Source organism: Corynebacterium sp. A21 (assembly GCF_052266655.1).
GTDB lineage: Bacteria > Actinomycetota > Actinomycetes > Mycobacteriales > Mycobacteriaceae > Corynebacterium.
In genome coordinates, this window is the sequence record NZ_JBQPQY010000001.1 from 557,030 (window position 1) to 576,612 (window position 19,583).

General features: G+C 63.2%; 18 protein-coding genes and 1 tRNA gene. 10 read left to right on the forward strand and 9 right to left on the reverse strand.

Features of this window, described 5'->3' with window-relative positions:
* Nucleotides 1-177 precede the first annotated feature (177 nt).
* Together ACTU46_RS02500 and ACTU46_RS02505 are read left to right on the forward strand one after the other, a co-directional pair.
* Nucleotides 178-792, forward strand: coding sequence for a DUF4190 domain-containing protein (locus ACTU46_RS02500; RefSeq protein ID WP_443378605.1), 615 nt, complete (start codon nucleotides 178-180; stop codon nucleotides 790-792).
* Between the two features lie 77 nt (nucleotides 793-869).
* Nucleotides 870-2,264: a DUF418 domain-containing protein gene (locus ACTU46_RS02505; protein ID WP_443378607.1), complete on the forward strand. Its 1,395-nt coding sequence runs from the start codon at nucleotides 870-872 to the stop codon at nucleotides 2,262-2,264.
* Between the two features lie 78 nt (nucleotides 2,265-2,342).
* Here the strand turns inward: ACTU46_RS02505 and ACTU46_RS02510 are convergent, their stop codons facing one another.
* Both ACTU46_RS02510 and ppgK read right to left on the reverse strand, forming a co-directional pair.
* On the reverse strand, nucleotides 2,343-3,917 hold the full coding sequence (locus ACTU46_RS02510) for an RNA polymerase sigma factor (protein ID WP_443379415.1): 1,575 nt from the start codon (nucleotides 3,915-3,917) through the stop codon (nucleotides 2,343-2,345).
* Nucleotides 3,918-4,172: 255 nt separating this feature from the next.
* On the reverse strand, nucleotides 4,173-4,925 hold the full coding sequence (gene ppgK, locus ACTU46_RS02515; protein WP_443378609.1) for a polyphosphate--glucose phosphotransferase: 753 nt from the start codon (nucleotides 4,923-4,925) through the stop codon (nucleotides 4,173-4,175).
* 64 nt (nucleotides 4,926-4,989) lie between these two features.
* Between ppgK and ACTU46_RS02520 the strand changes: the two genes are divergently transcribed.
* Nucleotides 4,990-5,856: an inositol monophosphatase family protein gene (locus ACTU46_RS02520; protein WP_443378610.1), complete on the forward strand. Its 867-nt coding sequence runs from the start codon at nucleotides 4,990-4,992 to the stop codon at nucleotides 5,854-5,856.
* A gap of 137 nt (nucleotides 5,857-5,993) precedes the next feature.
* Nucleotides 5,994-6,287: a DUF4193 domain-containing protein gene (locus ACTU46_RS02525; protein WP_443378612.1), complete on the forward strand. Its 294-nt coding sequence runs from the start codon at nucleotides 5,994-5,996 to the stop codon at nucleotides 6,285-6,287.
* Between the two features lie 226 nt (nucleotides 6,288-6,513).
* Here ACTU46_RS02525 and ACTU46_RS02530 read toward each other — a convergent pair whose 3' ends face one another.
* Nucleotides 6,514-7,029, reverse strand: a complete 516-nt coding sequence (locus tag ACTU46_RS02530) for a DUF3093 domain-containing protein (protein ID WP_443378614.1) — start codon at nucleotides 7,027-7,029, stop codon at nucleotides 6,514-6,516.
* A 209-nt stretch (nucleotides 7,030-7,238) separates the two neighbouring features.
* On the opposite strand from ACTU46_RS02530, the gene dut reads away from it, so the two are divergent.
* From dut to dxs, 5 genes are all read left to right on the forward strand, one after another.
* Complete coding sequence (dut, locus tag ACTU46_RS02535; RefSeq protein WP_443379417.1) at nucleotides 7,239-7,694, forward strand: dUTP diphosphatase; 456 nt, start codon at nucleotides 7,239-7,241, stop codon at nucleotides 7,692-7,694.
* Nucleotides 7,695-7,835: 141 nt separating this feature from the next.
* Nucleotides 7,836-8,774 (forward strand): DUF3710 domain-containing protein, encoded by a 939-nt coding sequence (locus ACTU46_RS02540; RefSeq protein ID WP_443378615.1) that lies wholly within the window; start codon nucleotides 7,836-7,838, stop codon nucleotides 8,772-8,774.
* A gap of 74 nt (nucleotides 8,775-8,848) precedes the next feature.
* Nucleotides 8,849-9,592, forward strand: coding sequence for a DUF3159 domain-containing protein (locus tag ACTU46_RS02545; RefSeq protein WP_443379420.1), 744 nt, complete (start codon nucleotides 8,849-8,851; stop codon nucleotides 9,590-9,592).
* Nucleotides 9,589-10,872 carry a class I SAM-dependent RNA methyltransferase gene (locus ACTU46_RS02550; protein ID WP_443378616.1) on the forward strand — a complete coding sequence of 428 codons (1,284 nt, stop codon included), beginning with the start codon at nucleotides 9,589-9,591 and terminating at the stop codon, nucleotides 10,870-10,872. Before ACTU46_RS02545 ends, ACTU46_RS02550 begins: the two co-directional genes overlap by 4 nt.
* A gap of 310 nt (nucleotides 10,873-11,182) precedes the next feature.
* Nucleotides 11,183-13,117 (forward strand): 1-deoxy-D-xylulose-5-phosphate synthase, encoded by a 1,935-nt coding sequence (gene dxs / locus ACTU46_RS02555; RefSeq protein ID WP_443378618.1) that lies wholly within the window; start codon nucleotides 11,183-11,185, stop codon nucleotides 13,115-13,117.
* A gap of 85 nt (nucleotides 13,118-13,202) precedes the next feature.
* Here dxs and ACTU46_RS02560 read toward each other — a convergent pair whose 3' ends face one another.
* Together ACTU46_RS02560 and ACTU46_RS02565 are read right to left on the reverse strand one after the other, a co-directional pair.
* The gene (locus ACTU46_RS02560) at nucleotides 13,203-14,417 is read right to left on the reverse strand and encodes an HRDC domain-containing protein (protein WP_443378620.1); all 1,215 of its coding nucleotides are present in this window, start codon (nucleotides 14,415-14,417) and stop codon (nucleotides 13,203-13,205) included.
* Nucleotides 14,418-14,436: 19 nt separating this feature from the next.
* Nucleotides 14,437-15,057 carry a DUF3000 domain-containing protein gene (locus tag ACTU46_RS02565; protein ID WP_443378622.1) on the reverse strand — a complete coding sequence of 207 codons (621 nt, stop codon included), beginning with the start codon at nucleotides 15,055-15,057 and terminating at the stop codon, nucleotides 14,437-14,439.
* 293 nt (nucleotides 15,058-15,350) lie between these two features.
* Here ACTU46_RS02565 and hemQ point away from each other — a divergent pair, with 293 nt between their 5' ends.
* On the forward strand, nucleotides 15,351-16,052 hold the full coding sequence (gene hemQ, locus ACTU46_RS02570) for a hydrogen peroxide-dependent heme synthase (RefSeq protein ID WP_443378624.1): 702 nt from the start codon (nucleotides 15,351-15,353) through the stop codon (nucleotides 16,050-16,052).
* Between the two features lie 123 nt (nucleotides 16,053-16,175).
* Here hemQ and msrB read toward each other — a convergent pair whose 3' ends face one another.
* The 4 genes from msrB to ACTU46_RS02590 all read right to left on the reverse strand — a co-directional run bounded on the left by msrB (nucleotide 16,176) and on the right by ACTU46_RS02590 (nucleotide 18,979).
* Complete coding sequence (gene msrB / locus ACTU46_RS02575) at nucleotides 16,176-16,589, reverse strand: peptide-methionine (R)-S-oxide reductase MsrB (protein ID WP_443378626.1); 414 nt, start codon at nucleotides 16,587-16,589, stop codon at nucleotides 16,176-16,178.
* Nucleotides 16,590-16,664: 75 nt separating this feature from the next.
* Entirely contained in the window at nucleotides 16,665-17,981 is a 1,317-nt protein-coding gene (locus tag ACTU46_RS02580; protein ID WP_443378628.1) for a glycosyltransferase family 87 protein, read from the reverse strand.
* Nucleotides 17,982-18,042: 61 nt separating this feature from the next.
* Nucleotides 18,043-18,792, reverse strand: coding sequence for a pyrimidine reductase family protein (locus tag ACTU46_RS02585; protein ID WP_443378630.1), 750 nt, complete (start codon nucleotides 18,790-18,792; stop codon nucleotides 18,043-18,045).
* A 114-nt stretch (nucleotides 18,793-18,906) separates the two neighbouring features.
* Nucleotides 18,907-18,979 (reverse strand) — tRNA-Gly (locus ACTU46_RS02590).
* Nucleotides 18,980-19,583 lie beyond the last annotated feature (604 nt).

Genomic DNA, 19,583 nt, shown 5'->3' on the forward strand with positions numbered 1-19,583 from the left:
TTCTTGTCGGAGCGCCCGCCGAGGGAGACTAAAGGATAACGATTTCAATAAGGAGCTGCCCTCATCGGGCATGGGCCGTAGACTTGCACCCGAAACTGCCCGAAAATCATCCGTGTCGGTGCCCCCTCACCGGGGGAGACTTGGCTGGCACCGGTAACCAGCTGAAAGGCACCCACCATGACCAACCCTCAGGACCCCTACGGAACCAATGGTTCAGGGGCTGATCACGGTTCCATGGGACAGGGAAACAACCCGAATCCCGGCTATGATCCCTACGGTTCGCCGGCTGGACCTACCGGGGGCTACGCCGGCGGTGCCCCGGGGCAGAACAATCCCGGCTACCCCTCCTACCCGGGAACCGGCCAGCAGCCCTCCAACGATCCGGGCAGCTACCAAGGAGGCTACCAAGGAGGCTACGCCCCGGGTGGCTGGGAAGCCGGCGAGATGAAGAACAAGATCGCCCCCTGGGCACTCGGTGTCTCGATTGCCGCGCTCGTCGTGATGTTCAGCATTATTTTCTCCCTATTTGCGCCGCTACTTGGCCTGGTTGGTGTGATCCTCGGCATCATCGCGGTGGTCAAAGCCCGCAATATCCAGGGGAACGGACGCCGGATGGCCATGAGCATCGTGGCGATCGTGCTCTCACTGCTCGCGGTGATCATCCCGATTGCGGTGATTATCTTCGGCTTCGTCTTCCTCGAAGGCACCGGAATCTCCGAGTGCTTCTACTTGAGGGACTCCGCAGAGCAGGAAGCCTGCGTCATGGAGAATCTCGGCGTCGAGGACCTCTAGGCCCTGGAACTCTACTGTTCCGCGAAGCCGGGCAGAAGACTTCTGCCATACCCCTGAAAAGAAAGTGAGCGCTCCTGGTGCCGCACCAGCCTCCGGTCCGTCGAACCGCCATTCGACAAAGACTCATCGCCCCCGATATCGCCAGGGGGCTCACCCTGCTGGGAATCGCGCTGGCCAATGTGAGCACCGCCTGGGTGGCTCACCCCAATGCGGAGCTGGCCAAGTCCTTGGGCGGGGTCTATGAGGGTAGCGCCCTCGACCAGATCACCGTGGTGCTGGGAACCATGTTCGTCCACGTCCGTGGCCTGCCGATGTTTTCCACCCTGCTCGGGTTCGGCATCGGCATGATCGTCGTGAGTTTGTCCCGCCGGCAGTATCCCCTGGGTAGTGCCCGCTGGGTGATCATCCGCCGCTATGGGGTCCTGGCACTGTTCGGGGTGGTCCACACGATCTTTCTCTTCTTCGGCGACATCATGTTCTTCTATGGGCTCTGCGGCATCGTCCTGGCCCTGCTGATCACCCTCCGGGATAAAACTCTGCTGTGGCTCGCCGGGGTCATCCAGATGCTCGTCCTGGTGTCGATGTCCCTGTCCGCCTTCTTCCTCGCCATCAGTCCGGAGAGCGCCGCGATGTTCGGTGCCAGCGGAGGGTTGTTCGCTCCTCCCGAGAGCTATGGCGAGGTGCTGGGCAATGGTGCCATGATGGTCGGAATAGTCGGTGTCGGTTTCTTCTTCCAGGCATTCCTATTCATGCCGCTGATGATCTTCGGCTTCGTCCTGGCGCGCCGGGGTATCCTCACCGATGTTCGCGCCCACGCCAAGCTGTTGTGGACCATGGTGGGGGTCGGGGTGGCGGTCATCCTATTGATCGGCCTGCCCTGGGGACTGGCGGAGATCGGGGTACTGCCGACCAGACTGGCCCCGGCACTCCAGATGCTGAACACCGGTTTCGGGCTGCTGACCGGGCCCGCCATCATCGCGGCCATCGCGCTGGCCAGTCAACCATTGCAGGACCGTCATAATGCGGCCCGGGCGGCGGGGAAGTCGCCGGTACTCTCGCTCCCTGTCCGGGCGCTTAAGGCGCTGGGGCAGCGCTCGATGAGCGGCTACCTGCTGCAGTCGGTGTTCTTCCTGATCCTGGTCCTGCCCTTCACCCTGAACCTGGGGGAGGGAGAAGGTGCCTTCGTGCTCTCGTTGATCGCCTTCGGGGTGTGGTTTGCCACCCTGGTTATCGCGCTGCTACTGGACCTGGCAGGCAAGCCCGGTCCTGTGGAGTATCTGCACCGGTTGCTCTCTTATGGTCGACGGGGACTGCAGGATCCCTGGCAGCCGAAACCACTCAACGTGGAGGCTGGACCTCCCGGCCCCCTGGCGGTCAAGGAAGAGGAACTGGAACAGGGGACATTGATGTCGGGCGAGGTGCAGGACTGTTTGCCGGCACCTCCCCGGTCGGGATTTTCCGGGCGTCGATAAGGGGCGGGAGTAGACAAAAACCGGGCCCCGATCCCACCGTGAAGGTGGCATCGGAGCCCGGTTCTTGTTGTCCGCTGACTAGTCCAGGTAGTCGCGCAGCACCTGCGAACGCGAGGGGTGGCGCAGCTTAGACATCGTCTTGGATTCGATCTGGCGGATACGTTCACGGGTAACACCGTAAACCTGGCCGATCTCATCCAGGGTGCGGGGCATACCATCGGTCAAGCCGAAGCGGAGTCGGACCACGCCTGCTTCACGCTCCGACAGAGTCTGCAGGACATCCTGCAGCTGATCCTGGAGGAGCGAGAAGGAGACCGCATCCACGGCGACCACAGCCTCGGAGTCCTCGATGAAGTCACCGAGCTGACTGTCGCCCTCATCACCGATCGTCTGATCCAGGGAGATCGGCTCGCGGGCGTACTGCTGGATCTCGAGGACCTTCTCCTCGGTGATGTCCATTTCCTTGGCGAGTTCCTGCGGGGTGGGCTCGCGGCCCAGATCCTGCAACAGCTCACGCTGGATACGGCCCAGCTTGTTGATGACCTCGACCATGTGCACCGGGATACGGATGGTGCGGGCCTGGTCCGCCATGGCACGGGTGATGGCCTGACGGATCCACCACGTGGCATATGTGGAGAACTTATAACCCTTGGTGTAATCGAACTTCTCCACGGCACGGATCAGTCCGAGGTTACCTTCCTGGATCAGATCCAGGAACGCCATGCCACGGCCGGTATAACGCTTGGCCAGGGAGACCACCAGACGGAGGTTTGCCTCCAACAGGTGGTTCTTTGCCTTGCGTCCGTCGCGGGCGATGGCTCGAAGGTCACGCTTGACCGCGGGGGTCAGCTTGGCCTCCTTATCACCGCCGGCGAAGGCCTCCTCCATCTGCTCCATCCGGTGCGTGGCGTAGAGGCCCGCCTCGATGCGCTTGGCCAGGGAGACCTCCTGCTCGGCATTAAGCAGCGCAACCTTACCGATCTGCTTGAGATAGGCGCGGACAGAGTCAGCGGAAGCGGTGAGTTCGGCGTCCTTACGTGCCTGACGCAGCGCAGCGGATTCATCCTCGTCCCACACAGAGGCGCCATCGTCTTCGGCCTCCTCCTCTTCTTCCTCTTCGGCCTCGAGCTCCTCCTCGGTATCGACCGCATCGAAGCCCTGAGCGACAACGAGAGCGGGATCGAAATCCTGCTCCTCCTCATCCTCGTCCGCGTCCGTACCTGCCGGGCTCGTCGCCTTGGAAGCAGCGGAGCTGGTGACCTTGGCCGCGGTCGTTTTCTTCGCCGTTTTCTTGGCGGTGGTCTTCCGGGTGGTGGTCTTCTTGACCGTCTTTTTCGCGGTCTTCTTCGCTACGGTCTTCTTCGCGGGAGCGCTCTGGCCGACCTCGTCCGCAGCTGTCTCCGGCACCGGGATTGCTGCCGCTGGAGCCGCGTAGGTTATCGGTGCCGCTGGAGCAGCAGGCATCGAGGCAGCTGCCCGCGGAGCTGCCGCCTTGCGAACAGCCTTCTTCGCGGTCTTCTTTGCGGCGGTCTTCCTTGCCGGGACCGCACTTCCCACGGCAGTGTCCTCGCCGGGTGCGAGTGCCTTGTCTGAAGATTCAGTGGCTGCCACGTACGCCCTTTCGCCTTGCTTGCTATTTCCGGTGTGAGTCAGGGGTGCAACTCTTGATTGCTGGCCCCGAATACTGCGATACTGCACACACTAATGAATTTGCCGAACCTGCCGGTGGAACCGTGTGCCCCAAAGGTGGCTGGGGGGACACAAACGGCACGCCGGAGACAGGCGAGGTCATGATCAACGCCCCAGTATAGAGGATCCAACCCCACTGCGTCGCAGCGGATGGGCTGGAAGGGGCGACGACTGCTGCCCGGAAGTGTTTCGGGGGAGCCGGGAAGCTGGGTCCTCAGCTTATGGGGCGACGTGCTTGGCCACCGCCATGGCGGCGCCGACGATGCCCGCCTGGTTGCGCAGCTGGGCCGGGATAACCTCGGTGCTGATGTCTAGCCGTGGGACCCATTCCTCGTGCTCACGGGAGATCCCACCGCCGACGATGAACAGTTGCGGGTTGAACAACCGCTCGTACTCGGCCATCACCTTGGACACCCGCTTGGCCCACTTCTTGTAGCTGAGGCCCTTGCGTTCCTTGACTGCGGAGGAAGCCCGGTGCTCGGCCTCCTTGCCGCCGATCTCCAGGTGTCCGAGTTCGGTGTTGGGAAAGAGTTCGCCGTTGAGTAGGAAAGCCGACCCGATGCCGGTGCCGAAGGTCAGGAAGAGCACAGATCCCTCCTTGGCCTTTTCGTCGCCGAAGGTGACCTCTGCCAGGCCCGCGGCGTCGGCGTCATTGAGCACGCTGACCTCGCGGCCACCGAGATGCCGCTGGAAGAGTTCCTGGACATCGGTGCCGATCCAGGAGGGGTCGATATTTGCCGCACTGTAGGCGATCTGTTCCCGGATCACCGAAGGCAGGGTGATGCCGACGGCACCGTCCCACTCTGCCTCGTTGAGGATCTCCTGGACGGTCTCGGCAACAGCGTCGGGGGTTGCCGGCTTGGGGGTCTTGATTTTGATGCGGTCACCGATGAACTCACCAGTGTCCAGGTCCACTTTGGCCCCCTTGATGCCAGACCCGCCGATATCAATTCCAAAAGCGATGTTCGTCATGTCACAGAGTCTACAAATCTCTGGGCTGCCGCGTTGGTTGGGCAATCGCGGCACAATGGGAACCATGACTGAGAATGTGAGCTCGAGGCCTGGAAAGGCAAGCAATGATCCGGCGACCCTGCGTGCGATCGCGGTGGAGACCGCAGAGCTCGCCGCGAAAAGAATCGCGGCGAAACGCGAGGAACTGGGGGATATCCGACAGTTCGTGACCACCAAGTCCTCGGCGGTAGATCCGGTCACGGTGGTGGACACGATGGCCGAGGACTTCATCGCCGACCGACTCGAGAGTCTGCGCCCCGAGGATGGAATCATCGGTGAGGAGGGCTCGTCCCGGGAGTCGGTGTCGGGGGTGTCGTGGGTGGTTGACCCGATTGATGGCACGGTGAACTTCCTCTACGGGCTGCCGCAGTATGCGGTGTCCATCGGCGCCGCGATCGACGGTGAGGTGGTGGCCGGGGCGGTGGTCAATGTGGTCACTGGGGCGGTGTACTCCGCTGCCCGGGGTGAAGGTGCCACCCGCCGGCTCGGGGCACAGGTGCGTGAGCTGCAGGTCAATGAGGTCACTGATCCCGCACAGGTGTTGCTGGCCACCGGATTTAGCTACTCCTCGGCCAGGCGTCGGGCACAGGCGGAGGTGCTCACCGGGATCCTTCCGGTGGTCCGGGATATCCGTCGCATGGGGAGCGCCGCCCTTGATTTCTGTGCGGTGGCGGAGGGCTCGGTGGACGCCTATTACGAGCATGGGATCAACTGTTGGGACTATGCCGCCGGCGCCATCATCGCCGCCGAGGCGGGCGCAGTGGTCAAGGTTCCAAGCTTGTCGACGCCCGGTGTGGCCGGGGAAATCAGCTTCGCTGCGGCTGGATCGGTGGCCGGGCCGTTGGGTGAGATCTTTGAGAAGTGTGGAGTGGTCGCCGCACTACCTCGTTGAGTGCACCCATTTTAGCCCCTCTGACCTGGCGGTATGACAACGCGGCGAATGTGACTTACTATGCGCGTCGAACCTGCTGACCTTCGGTTTCAGCTTAATTGAAGCTAGGTCCCACTCGAGTTGAAGGAATCAACCTAATGGCCACCGATTACGACGCCCCGCGTCGCCGCGTAGAAGATGAACTGGAAACTGACTCCCTGGAGGGGCTGAAGGCCGCCGAGGGATCGTCCTCCCCGATGGACGATGACGGCGAAATCGTCGAGCCCTTCGAGCTGCCGGCCCAGGATCTCTCCGGCGAGGAGCTCAACGTCACCGTGGTGCCGCGTCGATCCAATGAGTTCACCTGCGCCAGCTGCTTCCTCGTCCAGCGCAACAACCGGATCTCGCATGTCGAGGACGACGGATCCATCATCTGCCTGGACTGCGCCTAGTCTGCAGAGGCCGCACCACAGGCCGGGGCCGCCGTGGGCCACACCCCCATGGGGTGAGCTGGCCCCCGGGGTGTCTGGGCGCTCCGGGGCGTCGATAAGCGGCGGCTCACCGTAGTCGGCGGACGTCGATAAACTGCCTGTGAAGAAGCGAATGCCGGGCACCGGGGGATGATCCTCGGTGCCCGGCATTGGTGTTTCCGGCTGCTGGGGCCGGGTTCGGATGGTTTTAGGAGCGGTAGGTGGCGGTGGCGGCTTCAACCTGATCCGGCAGGAAAGCCCGCAGCAAGGCCTCCGGGTTCTTGGAGCCGATCAGCCAATAGGGGGTCGGATCCTCTGGATCATCGAGTACCAGCATCACCATCTCGTGGACCCAGCCGTGGGAGACCACGAAGGCCGCTGGGTCGAGCTGTCGTCCCATGGCATTTCTCTTCGCGGTGGCGGGGACCGCCAGGGAGCGGGAGACCATCTCATCGGGCAGCATCGCCTTCTCAGCGAGTAACCAGCGGGTGCCATCGGCATCCTCTTCAACGCTGATGACCGTGCCCGACATGGTGACCAGAATCCACACAGCGACCAGCGAGAGCACGATCGCCGGAATGATCAGCCAGAAGATATTGCGGTTCAGGGCGAACTGCGCCGAAACCAGGGCGACCAGGAGCCCAGCTAGCACCCACCAATAGGCGGGGACCCACTGTCGTTCGCGGTAGATCGTCTTGGCGGCGGTTGATCCAGAGTCAGTCACAACCCATCACTGTACTGCACCCACTGGGGGAGCCAAGGCGGCCCGGTGAACCACCCACCGAAAGGGTGAGTCCCCAGCGAGTTTCCGGGTGTCCGGGGAATTACGGCGGGGACAGCCGCCACCGCCCTGCCTGAGCACCAGCTCCGCAGTGGCGCTGCCGTAGGCTGTGCAAGGTGAGTGAGACCCAGAATTCCCCTGCAGAAACGTCCATCGCCCCCGGCGCCGCCCTCGGGCCCATCCCCCTGAAGCGACTCGATCCTGGCCTGCCGATGCCGACGCGGGCACACCGCGGTGATGCCGGTGTCGATCTCTACGCCGCCGAGGATCTCACCCTGGAGGCCGGGCAGCGAGGCCTGGTGGGTACCGGGGTCGCGCTTGCCCTGCCGCTCGGCACGGTTGGCCTGGTACATCCTCGTTCAGGCCTGGCAGCACGCCAGGGACTATCTATCGTCAATGCTCCCGGCACCGTCGATGCCGACTACCGGGGAGAGATCAAGGTCAACCTGATCAACCTCGATCCGGTGGAGAAGATTGAGATCACCCGCGGCATGCGCATCGCACAGCTGCTGATCCAGCGGGTCGAGCTGGTTGATTTCCTTGAGGTCGAGGATCTTGACCAGACCGTGCGTGGTGCCGCCGGATACGGCTCAACCGGAGTGAACTGATCTGCCATCCCCGTACAGTGGGGTGGGAACACCTTGGGTGGGTGCCGCGGCTGAGCAATCACCCCGCGCGCCGGCGCATCTTTGACACCCACCAGACATAGCCGCCGAGGCTGAATCGGCTGAGAAAGGACGTGGAGACACATGGCATTGTGGCCATTCGGAAAGAAGAAGGACAAGGACACCGGGGAGGAAATCACGGAGACCCCCGTTGCCGTCACACCGGCAGCCACCGGAGAGCCGGTGAGCGCACCTGAACCGGCGGCACCGGAAACCACTTCACCGGAGACCTCGGATCTGCCCGATCCCGAGCATGATGCCACCAACGGCGGCACCGGCCCCTTCGACGGTGACACTGTCGAGATCGGGGACTTCGATTTCCAGGACTTCTCCACCGGAACACTGAACCTGGGCAGCATGCAGATTCCGCTGCCCAGGGAGTCACAGGTGCAGGTGGAAATGTCGGACCAGGGTCCGAAGATGCTGCACATCGTCACCACCGTCGGCCGAATCACGCCGGTATCCTTCGCCGCACCCCGCAAGCCGGGGCAATGGCGGGAAGCCTCCCGAGACATCGCCGAAGGCATGCGCAAGGAAGGGCTCACGGTCGTCGTCGAGCAGGGACCCTGGGGCCGTGAGGTCGTCGGCAGCAGCGCCAACGGCATCATCCGGATCATCGGGGTGGATGGTCCGCGCTGGATGTTGCGTATGACACTGGCAGCTCCCGCAGACAAGGCCGAGGAGCTGGCCGTCCTGGGCCGCGAGGTCACCGCCCGCACCTTCATCTACCGCGGAGATGAACCCATCCTCGCCGGAAGCGCCCTCCCGGTCGCCTTGCCGACGCAGCTGGCCCAGCAGGTCCAACAAGCCATGCAGCAGCGCACCCAGCAGGCGGCCCAGGCTGCCCCGGACGCCCAGAACACCCAGCGCGCCCCGATGGGTGGCGTCCCCGGCGGCAGCGGCTCCGCAGCGCTGTCCCCGGAACAGCAACAGGCACTGCAGGAAGCACAGAACGCCCTGCAGAGCCTGGGGGATACGGGCCAGGGGGACACAAACCCCCCGCAACCCACGGAGCGTCAGTGAGTCAGCAGCCCGAAGACCCGAGCCCCACCCCGGCTGATGACACCCCCGCGGGGGAGCCGACCCTGCTGGAGCAGATGGGTGGAATCTCAGGGTTGATCTACACCACCCTCCCGATCCTGGTGCTGATGCCCATCAACAACGCCTACGGCCTGGGAGCCGCACTCGCGGCCTCCCTCGGGGTGGCGGCCCTGATCTTCCTCTGGCGGCTGATCCGGAAGGAGAGCCTCCAGCCGGCCATCTCCGGACTGGTGGGGGTGGGCATCGGCGCCGGTATCGCCTGGTGGACCGGGGACGCCAAGGGGTACTTCCTCTACGGTATCTGGATGTCCCTGCTGTTCGCCGTCGTCGCAGTGATCTCGGTGGCGGTCAGATGGCCCCTCGTCGGGGTCATCTGGAAGGGGATCAACGGCCAGAACATGAAGTGGCGGGAGGACACCCGAGCGCGCCGGGCCTATGGCTGGGCGACCCTGGGGTGGGCGCTGGTATTCATCGCCCGCTTCCTCGTGCAGAATAATTTCTACAACTCAGACGCGACCACTGCGCTGTGGCTCGCCCGACTTCTCATGGGTTGGCCACTGACCGGTCTGGTCACTCTCTTCACCATTTTCATGGTCCGCCGTGCGGGCAAGTTGATTGAGCAGGGTGAACAGGAGAAGACTGGTGATGAGCACGACCCGGCCCCAGCGGCCGAGAGCAACCCTGATGATGCCCCGGACACCCCCGGCACCATCAACCTGGTCAGCGGCAACACTGCCGCTGACACTGAAGCACGCGACCGTGGAACCCGCGGTCACGAACAAGAAAGCAATACACCATGACTAGTCCCACCATTGGCCAGCAGCAGGAACTTGAGGTCACCCGGATGGCCCACGGCGGTGAGGGGATCGCGGTACTCGACGGCCGGGTCGTCTTCGTCCGAGGTGCCTACCCCGGAGATATCGTGACCGCTGAGATCACCGAAGTGAAGAAGAACTTCGCCCGCGGCGTGATCGCCTCGGTCAACACCGCCTCACCGCTGCGGGTCGAGCAGCGTTGTCCGGCCGCCGCCAAGGGCGCCGGCTGCTGTGACTTCGGCGATCTCAATCCCGATGAGGAGCTCAATCTCAAGCACGGAATCCTCAAGGACCAGCTCTCCCGCCTGGCGAAGGTCGAGGGACTGCCGGAGGCTGAACTGGTCGAACTGGCACCGCAGCGCGAATGGCGCACCCGGGTCCGTCTCGGGGTGGATGCCCAGGGGCGTGCGGGATTCCGTGCCATCAAGTCCAATGACCTGATCACCGATGTGCTCTGCACCCAGACCGTGCCGGGACTGCTTGACGGGATCATGGGGGAGGGTGCCCGTACCTTCACCCCGGGTGCCGAGGTCGTCGTCGTCATCGACAGTGCCGGTGAGCGTCATGTCGTGGAAACCCGCCGTGCGGCCCGTGGTCGTCGCAGCGAAAAGGTCACCGCTGTCCTCGAAGGCTCCGGGGAACTCCTGCAGGTCGCTGACGGCCATGAATTCCGTTTCCCGGCGGAGGCCTTCTGGCAGGCACACCGCAGTGCGCCGGATGCCTACACCGCGCTGGTGCGCAAGTGGCTGGCGGAAGAGCTACCGACCGAAGCTCCGCAGGAGGGTGAGCCGCAGGACGGGGCCACCGGGGAACACCAGAGCCCCGTCGCCTGGGATCTCTACGGTGGTGTCGGCCTCTTCGTTCCGGCACTGTCTGAGTCCCTCGGTGAGGGGACCCAGGTGCACTCCGTCGAGATGTCCAAGGCTGCCACGAAGGCTGGCCAGGAGACCCTCGAAGCCTATGATGTGACCTTCCACAACGCCCGTGTTGAGCAGCAGGCCAGCCAGCTGCCGCATCCGAAGGTGGTCCTGCTGGACCCGCCGCGCAGTGGTGCCGGCGCTAAGGTCATCGAAACCCTGGCTGATGCTGCCCCCGAGGTAGTCATCCACATCGGGTGCGATCCCGCGACCTTCGCCCGTGACATCGCTGCCTGGGTGCAGCATGGTTACCGGGTGTCCCGGATGACCGTGTTCAATGCCTTCCCAGGTACCCACCACTTCGAGGTCATCTCGCTGCTGCACCGCCAGCCGGGCACCGAGGTTTAGATTCTCACGCTGAGTAGGCGGAGATCCTCGCCCTCTCCGCCGCTAGACCTTCGCCGTCCACGGGAGGTACACCCGGGAGTTCCTGCTTAAAAATCCGACTTAAGTCGGGCAGTCTGGGACTCCAGGGTCCGTGCCGAGTAGGATGAGCAGTTAAACTTATGGGTGAGCTTGCGGACAGCTGCCTCAACCGCCCAGCCACTGCTCCACAATCAGCCCTCATGTGGAGTTTGGGAGTGGCCGATAACCCCTGGAGTCCCCGGTAGTTTCAAGGGACCTCCCCGAACCAGGTAAAGGAGTCAGACTCACCTCTATGGGAATCCTGCACCGTATTTCCTCGCCCGCTGACCTCACCGACCTCAGTAGCGAGCAGCTCGACGCTCTGGCCGGAGAGATCCGTGATTTCCTGGTGGCAAAGGTCTCCGCCACTGGAGGCCACCTCGGCCCCAACCTGGGCGTGGTGGAACTGACGCTGGCGCTGCACCGGGTCTTCGAATCGCCGGAGGATCCGATCCTCTTCGACACCAGCCACCAATCCTATGTGCACAAGATGCTCACCGGCCGGGCGGGGGAGTTCGATTCCCTCCGGCAGAAGGACGGCCTCTCCGGCTACACCTCCCGCGCGGAAAGTGAGCATGACTGGACCGAGTCCTCCCATGCTTCCGCGGCGCTCTCCTACGCTGATGGCCTTTCCAAGGCACAGTCGCTGAAGGGAAAGAAGGACCACAGTGTCGTCGCGGTGGTCGGTGACGGGGCCCTGACCGGTGGCATGTGCTGGGAAGCCCTCAACAATATCGCCGCCGGCAAGGACCGCAGTGTCGTCGTCGTGGTCAATGACAACGGCCGTAGCTACTCGCCGACCATCGGCGGTTTCGCCGAGAACCTTGCGGGGCTTCGGATGCAGCCTTCCTATGACCGGGTCATGGAGCGTGGAAAATCCCAGCTGAAGTCCATGGGCTGGGTCGGGGAGCGCACCTTCGAGGCCCTGCACGCTTTCAAAGAAGGGGTGAAGTCCTCGGTCATCCCGACGGAGATGTTCCCGGAGCTCGGCATGAAGTATGTCGGCCCGGTCAATGGACATGACCTCCAGTCCCTGGAGAACGCCTTAAGCTACGCACGTGACTACCGGGGCCCGATCATCGTGCATGTGGTTACCGAGAAGGGCCGTGGTTTCGCGCCGGCCGAGAATGACACTGCGGAGCTGATGCATTCCACCGGCATCATTGACCCGGTCACCGGCGCTCCGAAATCTACCTCGAAGCCGGGTTGGACCGCGGTGTTCTCCGATGAACTCTGCACCGCGGCGGAACAGCGCGAGGACATTGTCGCTATCACCGCTGCGATGGCTGGACCGACTGGTCTAGCACAGTTCGGGGAGAAGTTTCCGGAACGTTTTTTCGATGTCGGTATCGCTGAGCAGCACGCGCTGACCTCGGCGGCGGGTCTTGCCTTGGGGGGCATGCATCCAGTTGTCGCGATCTACTCGACCTTCCTGAACCGGGCGATCGACCAGCTGATCATGGATGTGGCGTTGCTGAAGCTGCCCGTGACCATCGTGTTGGACCGCTCGGGTATCACCGGCCCCGATGGTGCCAGCCACAACGGCATCTGGGACCTTTCGCTGGCTTCCGTGGTTCCGGGTATCCGGATCGCCGCCCCGCGCGATGGCCAGCAGCTCCGCGAACTCTTCCATGAGTCCCTGGAGATCACGGAAGGCCCGACCGTGGTGCGATTCCCCAAGGGCTCACTGCCGGCGGAACTCACCGCCGTGGACATGCTTGACGACGGCGTGGAAATCCTGCACTACTCGGATGGTGCGGACGATGCGGACTCCGAGGACGAGGCCGTCAGCGTGCTGCTGATTGCCGTCGGCATCATGGCGGAATCGGCGCTGGCCGCCGCCGCCGCGCTCGAAGAGTTCGGCGTCGGGGTCACCGTGGTGGATCCCCGCTGGGTGGTACCCATCGCGCCCTCGCTGCTCGCCCTGGCGGATGACCATGATCTGGTCATCACCATCGAGGATGGGATGCTGCGTGGCGGCGTCGGTTCGATGATCGGCGAGGCACTCAACGCCGTCGGAGTGGATGTGCCCCTGCGCCAGCTTGGCTTCCCGGGGCTGTTCCCGGAGCATGCCTCCCGCCCTGAGCTCCTCGCCGAGATCGGTCTCGATGCTGCCGGAATTTCCGCCTCGGTGGTGGAATGGACCGAGGAACTCTTCGGAGCGGATGAGGCAGCGTCTGTCGGCTAACGCTGTCCCAGCGAAACCCCGGTGCATACCACTCAGGTATGCACCGGGGTTTCTTTTAACGAGTACCCGGTGGCGCCAACGGGGGCTAGTTCCGGTGGAACAGCGCCTCGCTGAGCAATGGAGTCACCAGCTGAATCTGCCAGGGGCGGACTTCCTCGTCGCGAAGCATCGCCACCAGGTCAGCAGGGGAATGGAGCTGTTTCCCCTCGGTGCCTGCCCAGACCACGGTTCGCAGCACCGCCGGGCGAATGAGGTTCTCAGTGGGGATCTGAAGTTCGAGGCCGAGCGCCTCGACGATCTCCCGGATCTGGGTGAGCCTCTCCCAGGATTCCGGGAACTCCGTCTGCCAGGTCCGTTTTGAGGGCAGGCCACGGGGCGGGCGGATCCGGGCGGGCCAGCTCTGCCTCGGGGTGGTGCGGGCCTGACGGAGGATATCGAACCACCAACGGGAGGCTCCCGCCTGCCGGAAGGGGAAGCCCTTGACATTGCGTAGCTCACGCTCGTTCTTCGGGGCCAACCGTGCGATCTCAATCAAGACTCGGTTGGGTAGGATCCGGCCGACGGCGCGATCCTCGTTATAGGCGATGGAATCACGCTCCAGCCACATCTCCCGCGCCAGGAGCAGCTGCTCCGGCGTGTTCAAGGTACCCACTCCCTTAGTTCCACGCCACTGCGGTTCCGGTGGTGATTCGATCCCGGCGTGGGTGGCGCGGATGTACTCGAACTCCTCCTCAGCCCACTCCAGCTTGCCTTGGGAATCAAGCAGTTCCACCATGGCTTCGGCTAACTCCGGTAGGAGCTCGACATCGAGGGCGGCATAGTTGAGCCAATTCTCGGGCAGTGGACGCTGCGACCAGTCCTCGGCACCGTGCCCCTTAAACAGACTCCGGTCCAGGAGCTCCTCGATCATGGCGGCCAGGTTCACATGCTCAAGCCCGGCGAGACGGCCGGCGAGCTCAGTGTCGAAGAGCCGTCCCGGGTACAGGCCCAGCCAGGCGAGGCAGGGTAGATCGGAGGGGGCGGCATGGACGATCCAGTCTTGGCCGTTGAGGACCGGCGCCAGGAGTGCCCCGATCTGCTCACGATAAGGTTCTGGATCGATCAGCACTGTGCCGCAGCCGAGCCGGCGGAGCTGGATCAGGAAGGCGCGGTCATCATAACGAAAGCCAGAAGCACGCTCGGTATCGATGGCGATGGGGCCGCGCCCGGCCGCCAGCTGTTCCGCAGCGGCGGAAATTTCTTCCGGAGTGGCCAGAAGTGGAGGGATTCCCTCCCGAGGTGTAATTAAGGGGGTAGACATCGGAGACCAGCTTAGTCAGCTAGCCACGACCGAGTTCCGTCACACCCTCAGGAGGGAGCCCCGCCACATTAGCCAGCACATGAGCGAAGGCGGCAACATGCGGTGCCAGATTATTGTCCGCGGCGGTCCAGGAGGCGCGCAGCTCCAGCTGATAGGCCCGTGGCGGGCCCCCAATATCACCGAACCGGACCGATGAGGTGGACGTGACGGTACCACCGAGATTGGTGAAGTCAGCTTCCCCTTGTTCCAGTCCCTCGTTCAGCCACTGCCAGGCGACATCCGGGAGTAGCGGATCAGCGGCGACGGCATCATCCATGTCGGCCTGAATGAAGGCGACCATGCGCATGGAACCGGACCAGGCATCATCAGATTGCGGATCATGCAGCAGGATCAACCGGCCGAAGGCGTCACCCTCCGTGTCGGTAGGCACCGTCTCGCCTTCCGCCCGCAGGATCTCCAGGCCGATTGCATGGCTGAAGGGAGCCAGCCGCTGTGGTGGGCGAATCGTGCCGAGCGAGATCTCAGAACGCAGAACCGCAGCATGCATGGATTCGACGGCCTCGGAAAACGCCTTGGGGGTTCCCTCATCGGCGGTACGCGAGGTCGACTGCAGCTTCGGGGATGCATCGGAGTTGATCACAAAGTCAAGGTAGCTTCGGCACTCTGATATTCGGTGTAGGCGCGCCGGTTTGCCAGTGATACACCTGGCTCAGACAGACGATCCGCAACGGGCATTCACGGGTGGATAAAGATCCCCTAGATATCTGGGGGTGCCTCACCCCGGCCCCGAGGTATCCAACTTATGATTGACTGCAGTGGGGTACCCGGTAGTGGTGGGATAAGTAGTTTTTCGCTGCCACCGCAGAGGTCACCCCGGCTGAAATACAGGTGCGGTCCGGATCGACCGGAATCCGCGGAAAGGATGTCACGCAAGTGGGCAAGATCAATTTCGAGGATCTCAACAACGTCCAGCGCTACACCCAGTGGGCCACCTTCCGGGTAATCCCCGGGGCCCTGGGCTCCGAGCGCACTGAGATCATCAACCAGACCAGGCAGTTCTTCGCAGACCTGGAGGAGCAGGGAGATGTCACCGTCCGTGGCATCTACGATATCTCCGGTATCAGGGCCGAGGCCGATGTCATGATCTGGTGGCACGCCGAAGAATTCCAGGAGATCCAGGCGGCGTTCAACGCCTTCCGTCGTGAGACCGTGCTGGGACAGTTTCTCGAGGTCTTCTGGATCGGCAATGCGCTGCACCGCCCGGCGGAGTTCAACAAGTCGCATCTGCCCTCCTTCATCATGGGCGAGGACGCCGCCGAGTGGATCACCGTCTATCCCTTCGTCCGCTCCTTCGAGTGGTACCTGCTGGATCCGCAGGACCGTCGCCGTATCCTCTCCGAGCACGGCCAGGCCGCCCGCGATTTCCCGGATGTCCGCGCCAACACCGTCCCGGCCTTCGCACTGGGCGACTACGAGTGGCTGCTGGCCTTCGAGGGGCCGAAGCTCGACCGCATCGTTGATCTGATGTACAAGATGCGCTACACCGAGGCTCGCCTGCACGTCCGTGAGGAGACCCCGTTCTTCACCGGGCGTCGTGTTGCCGATGTCGCCGAGTTGATCGAGGTGCTGCCCTGAGGCAGCGTTGCACGCTGAGCCGGGTGCAAGCCTGAGTTCACCGGGGCGTCGATAAGCCCTCCCGAAAGTCACCGAGGACCCCGTACCCATCTGGGTACGGGGTCCTCGGCGGTGCGGGGGAGGTTAGTGCTCCACCGGCTGCTCCGCCAGCTTCAGGCTGATGGAGTTGATGCAGTAGCGCAGGTCGGTGGGAGTGCCGTAGCCCTCGCCCTCAAAGACATGGCCCATGTGAGAACCACACTTCGCACAGAGCACTTCGACGCGGCGCATCCCCAAGGTGTTATCCACGCGCTCGATGATCTTGTCACCGGCGAGGGGGGAGAAGAAGGAGGGCCAGCCGCAGTTGGACTCAAACTTCTCGGTCGAGCGGAAGAGTTCCTCACCGCAGGCCCGGCAGGAGTAGACGCCCTCAGTGGTGGTGTCGGTGTACTCACCGACGTGCGGCGGCTCGGTGCCGGCCTGACGCAGGACGTGGAACTCTTCAGGGGTGAGTTTCTGGCGCCACTGGTCATTGGAGATCAAGTTGAAATCAGTCATGGTGGGGACCTCCTCATGGAGTCTGGTTTATTTGGGAATGAGTCTAGCGGAGTGCGGAAAGTCGGGACTATCTCTTTAGTGTTCAGCGGTGGCGGAGGGGGAATTATTCCCCGGCACCGTGCCCGGGCTGCGCAGCGGAGGGGCCGCGGGGGTGCCTTCGGCGGAGCGGACCTCGTTGCGCCACCAGACCACCGCGACCACGGCGGTGATGATGATCAGCAGCGACCAACCCAGGGTGGCATTGAAAAAGCTTGCCCAGCGGCCGTAGTCTACCCAGCGGTCGGAGAGCCAGGAATCGGGGGAGAGGAAGAGGAAAACCGCGACCCAGGCCGGCCAGACATGGAAAACGCTGCGCTGCAGCAACAGGGTGAAGAGCCAGGGGAAGAGCATCATCGAGTAGTACATCTGTCCTAGCGAAGAAAGCAGAAACACCCCGGTCAGCAACAGCCCCGCCGTGGTGCTCGCCCACAGCAACGGATCAGTGTGGCGCCAGCGCAGCAGAGTGAGACCACCGACCAGACCGATCGCGGCAAAGACCAGGAACCAGAAGGTCTGCAGGCCGGCCGGCATCCCGAAGTAGACGGCGAAACCGGAGAGCGAACTATTGGCGTAGTCACGCACCTCACCCAGGTAAGGCACCAGCTTGCTCAGATAATCCGAGGCACCGGGAACCAGCGGCCAGGCCACGATATTGAAGAGAACCGGAACGGCCACCCCGCCCACCAGGGTCTGCCATTGCCACTTGACCAGCGGCAGGAAGAGCAACGGTAGGAACATCGGCTTAACCAGGATCGCCAGGCCGATGAGGATCCCAGCCCACCAGAGCTTGTCATTCAGCAGCAACCAGAGGAAACCGGCAAGTGCCAGGAGCAGGATCCCGTTGATATTGGAGAAGATCAAGGTGTTGCGGACAGATTCGGTGAGGAAAGCCGCGGTGATGGCTCCCGGCCACACCAATGAGCGAAGGCTGTAGCCGAACATCCGGGTCAACAGGGCCAGGGCGGCGATGATCGCGGCAGCGTTGAGCGCGATGAAGGAATAACGTGCCAGCTCAAAACCGGGAACCATTCCCAGCGGGGAGAGCAGCAGGGTGGCGCCCGGATTGTAGAGGTAGTGCGGGTCAACGTGATGGTAGATCTCGTTGTACACCGGCACGCCATCCAGGAAACGACGGACTGCGGAGTGCACCGTGGTGAAGTCATCGGTGAGGCTGCCGTTGACAGCGAGGATGAAGATCCGGTGAATCACCAGGAGGACAGCCAGCGGCCAGAGGATGGCATTGCCCACCCGGTCTGCACCGAGTCGACGGTTGTTGGGGGTGTCGGGCTGCCCGCTGAGGGGAGCCCTGGCGACCCAGATACTATCGAGCCTGCTTTTTACTGGGAAAGTCACGACCCAACACTATCGAAGCCACCGGACCCCGCGGGGAACCAACACCCTTGAAACGACCTACTCAGTGGTGCCGCCGGTAGCGCAGAAAGAGGGTGCCATCGTCGGTGGCATCGATATGTTCCAGCGAAAGGTCCCGGGTGAAGCTCGTGGATCCCTCCGGGACATCCAAGAGCGGGCGTTCAATCGGTGCATGCAGGCGGGGCTCGATGGTCAGATGGAATACATCGATGAGATCCTCGGCGAAAACCTCCGCGAAAGCCCGCGGCCCGCCCTCCAGATCAATCCGCTTGAAACCCCGGAAGCGCAGGGTGTCCAACACCGTGCGCATGCTGGCATCACCACAGTCGATGATCTCGGCGCCAGCCTCGATGAGGGCGGCTTTCTGGGCGGCGAGCCCGGGATGGACAAAGGTGGTGTGGGGGACCATCAGCAAGGGGGTGGAGCTGGCCTCGGTGAACAGGCGCATCGCCGGGTTCAGGGAGAGGCTGCGGGTCAACACCGCGATCGGAGGGACAGCATCCTGCCCGTTGATGAGCCGCTCCTCCTGCTGTTCCTGATCGAGGATGACACCACCGTAGTTCTCATCGCGCACAGTTCCGGCTCCGACGAGGACCACATCAGACCAGCGGCGTACCGCCTGAAAGAGTGCGGTGTCTGTGGCATTACCCATGGACTGGGTGTTTCCCGCCACCGCAGCGGTGCCATTGAGGGTGGCGATAGCCACCGCACGGACTTCCAGCTCTGCGGTGCCACGGAGCGGGCCAAGCAGTTCCTCGGTGGGCAGGGACCTGGGTCGGGGGAGGCTGTTCATAACCCCCAGCTTATCGACGCCCGCCTCGGATTGGGCCGGGATTGGGGTTAAGCCTGCCCCGGGGGAGGGGAAAAGGAAATACCGGTCAGCTCAAGAGCTGACCGGTGAAATGAGAGCGGATGACGAGATTCGAACTCGCGACCCTCACCTTGGCAAGGTGATGCGCTACCAGCTGCGCCACATCCGCACTGCACGTTACTAAGTCTCTACTTGTTGTAGAAGCTGTTGCTCGGTGCGAGAAGAACTTTAACCCGATCCGCTCATAAGATACAAATCCCCAGCCTGAGGGGGGTTTGATGGTGGCATGAACTGGGCTTTTGAAAATTGCAGCCACGTAATTACGTGGTTGTGGTTCACGTTGGGTTCATTTTGTGGATTCCCGGGGAGCCTGCGGGAATTTAGGCTGCTGGTGGGGCAGGACCTGCCGGGGCTGGCGACTGGCCATGATCCGGAGCGCCCTGAGTTGTCGTCGGGACGTCGAGCCCCACGGCACTGCGTGGCGCTTTCGTGAGGGTGACGCTTCCGGGGAGGGCGGATTCCCGGGGAATGGGAATCTGCCCTCTGTGGACGACGCCTCTTGAGGCTGGTGCCAGCGGGCCGCTCAGAATTGCCGGAGATTAATCATCCTTGTCCTATTAATGCCTGGTGGGTGTTTTCCTGGGGTGCAGTGAACCGCATTCAACAGGGTAGGGACGGGTGGGAGACTTTCGTGCTGCCCTTTGAGGGCTGCTTGAGAGGTTTATTGGGGATGGGCCGGAGGCGTTCCCACCTGCGGATTAGGCACCTCTCGC

What these genes read in the sequence shown, in the direction of transcription:
- ACTU46_RS02500 (WP_443378605.1), top strand. Translation starts at nt 178, where the DNA reads ATGACCAACCCTCAGGACCCCTACGGAACCAATGGTTCAGGGGCTGAT.
- ppgK (WP_443378609.1), bottom strand. Translation starts at nt 4,925, where the DNA reads ATGACGAACATCGCTTTTGGAATTGATATCGGCGGGTCTGGCATCAAG.
- ACTU46_RS02520 (WP_443378610.1), top strand. Translation starts at nt 4,990, where the DNA reads ATGACTGAGAATGTGAGCTCGAGGCCTGGAAAGGCAAGCAATGATCCG.
- ACTU46_RS02525 (WP_443378612.1), top strand. Translation starts at nt 5,994, where the DNA reads ATGGCCACCGATTACGACGCCCCGCGTCGCCGCGTAGAAGATGAACTG.
- ACTU46_RS02540 (WP_443378615.1), top strand. Translation starts at nt 7,836, where the DNA reads ATGGCATTGTGGCCATTCGGAAAGAAGAAGGACAAGGACACCGGGGAG.
- ACTU46_RS02545 (WP_443379420.1), top strand. Translation starts at nt 8,849, where the DNA reads ATGGGTGGAATCTCAGGGTTGATCTACACCACCCTCCCGATCCTGGTG.
- ACTU46_RS02550 (WP_443378616.1), top strand. Translation starts at nt 9,589, where the DNA reads ATGACTAGTCCCACCATTGGCCAGCAGCAGGAACTTGAGGTCACCCGG.
- dxs (WP_443378618.1), top strand. Translation starts at nt 11,183, where the DNA reads ATGGGAATCCTGCACCGTATTTCCTCGCCCGCTGACCTCACCGACCTC.
- ACTU46_RS02560 (WP_443378620.1), bottom strand. Translation starts at nt 14,417, where the DNA reads ATGTCTACCCCCTTAATTACACCTCGGGAGGGAATCCCTCCACTTCTG.
- msrB (WP_443378626.1), bottom strand. Translation starts at nt 16,589, where the DNA reads ATGACTGATTTCAACTTGATCTCCAATGACCAGTGGCGCCAGAAACTC.
- ACTU46_RS02585 (WP_443378630.1), bottom strand. Translation starts at nt 18,792, where the DNA reads ATGAACAGCCTCCCCCGACCCAGGTCCCTGCCCACCGAGGAACTGCTT.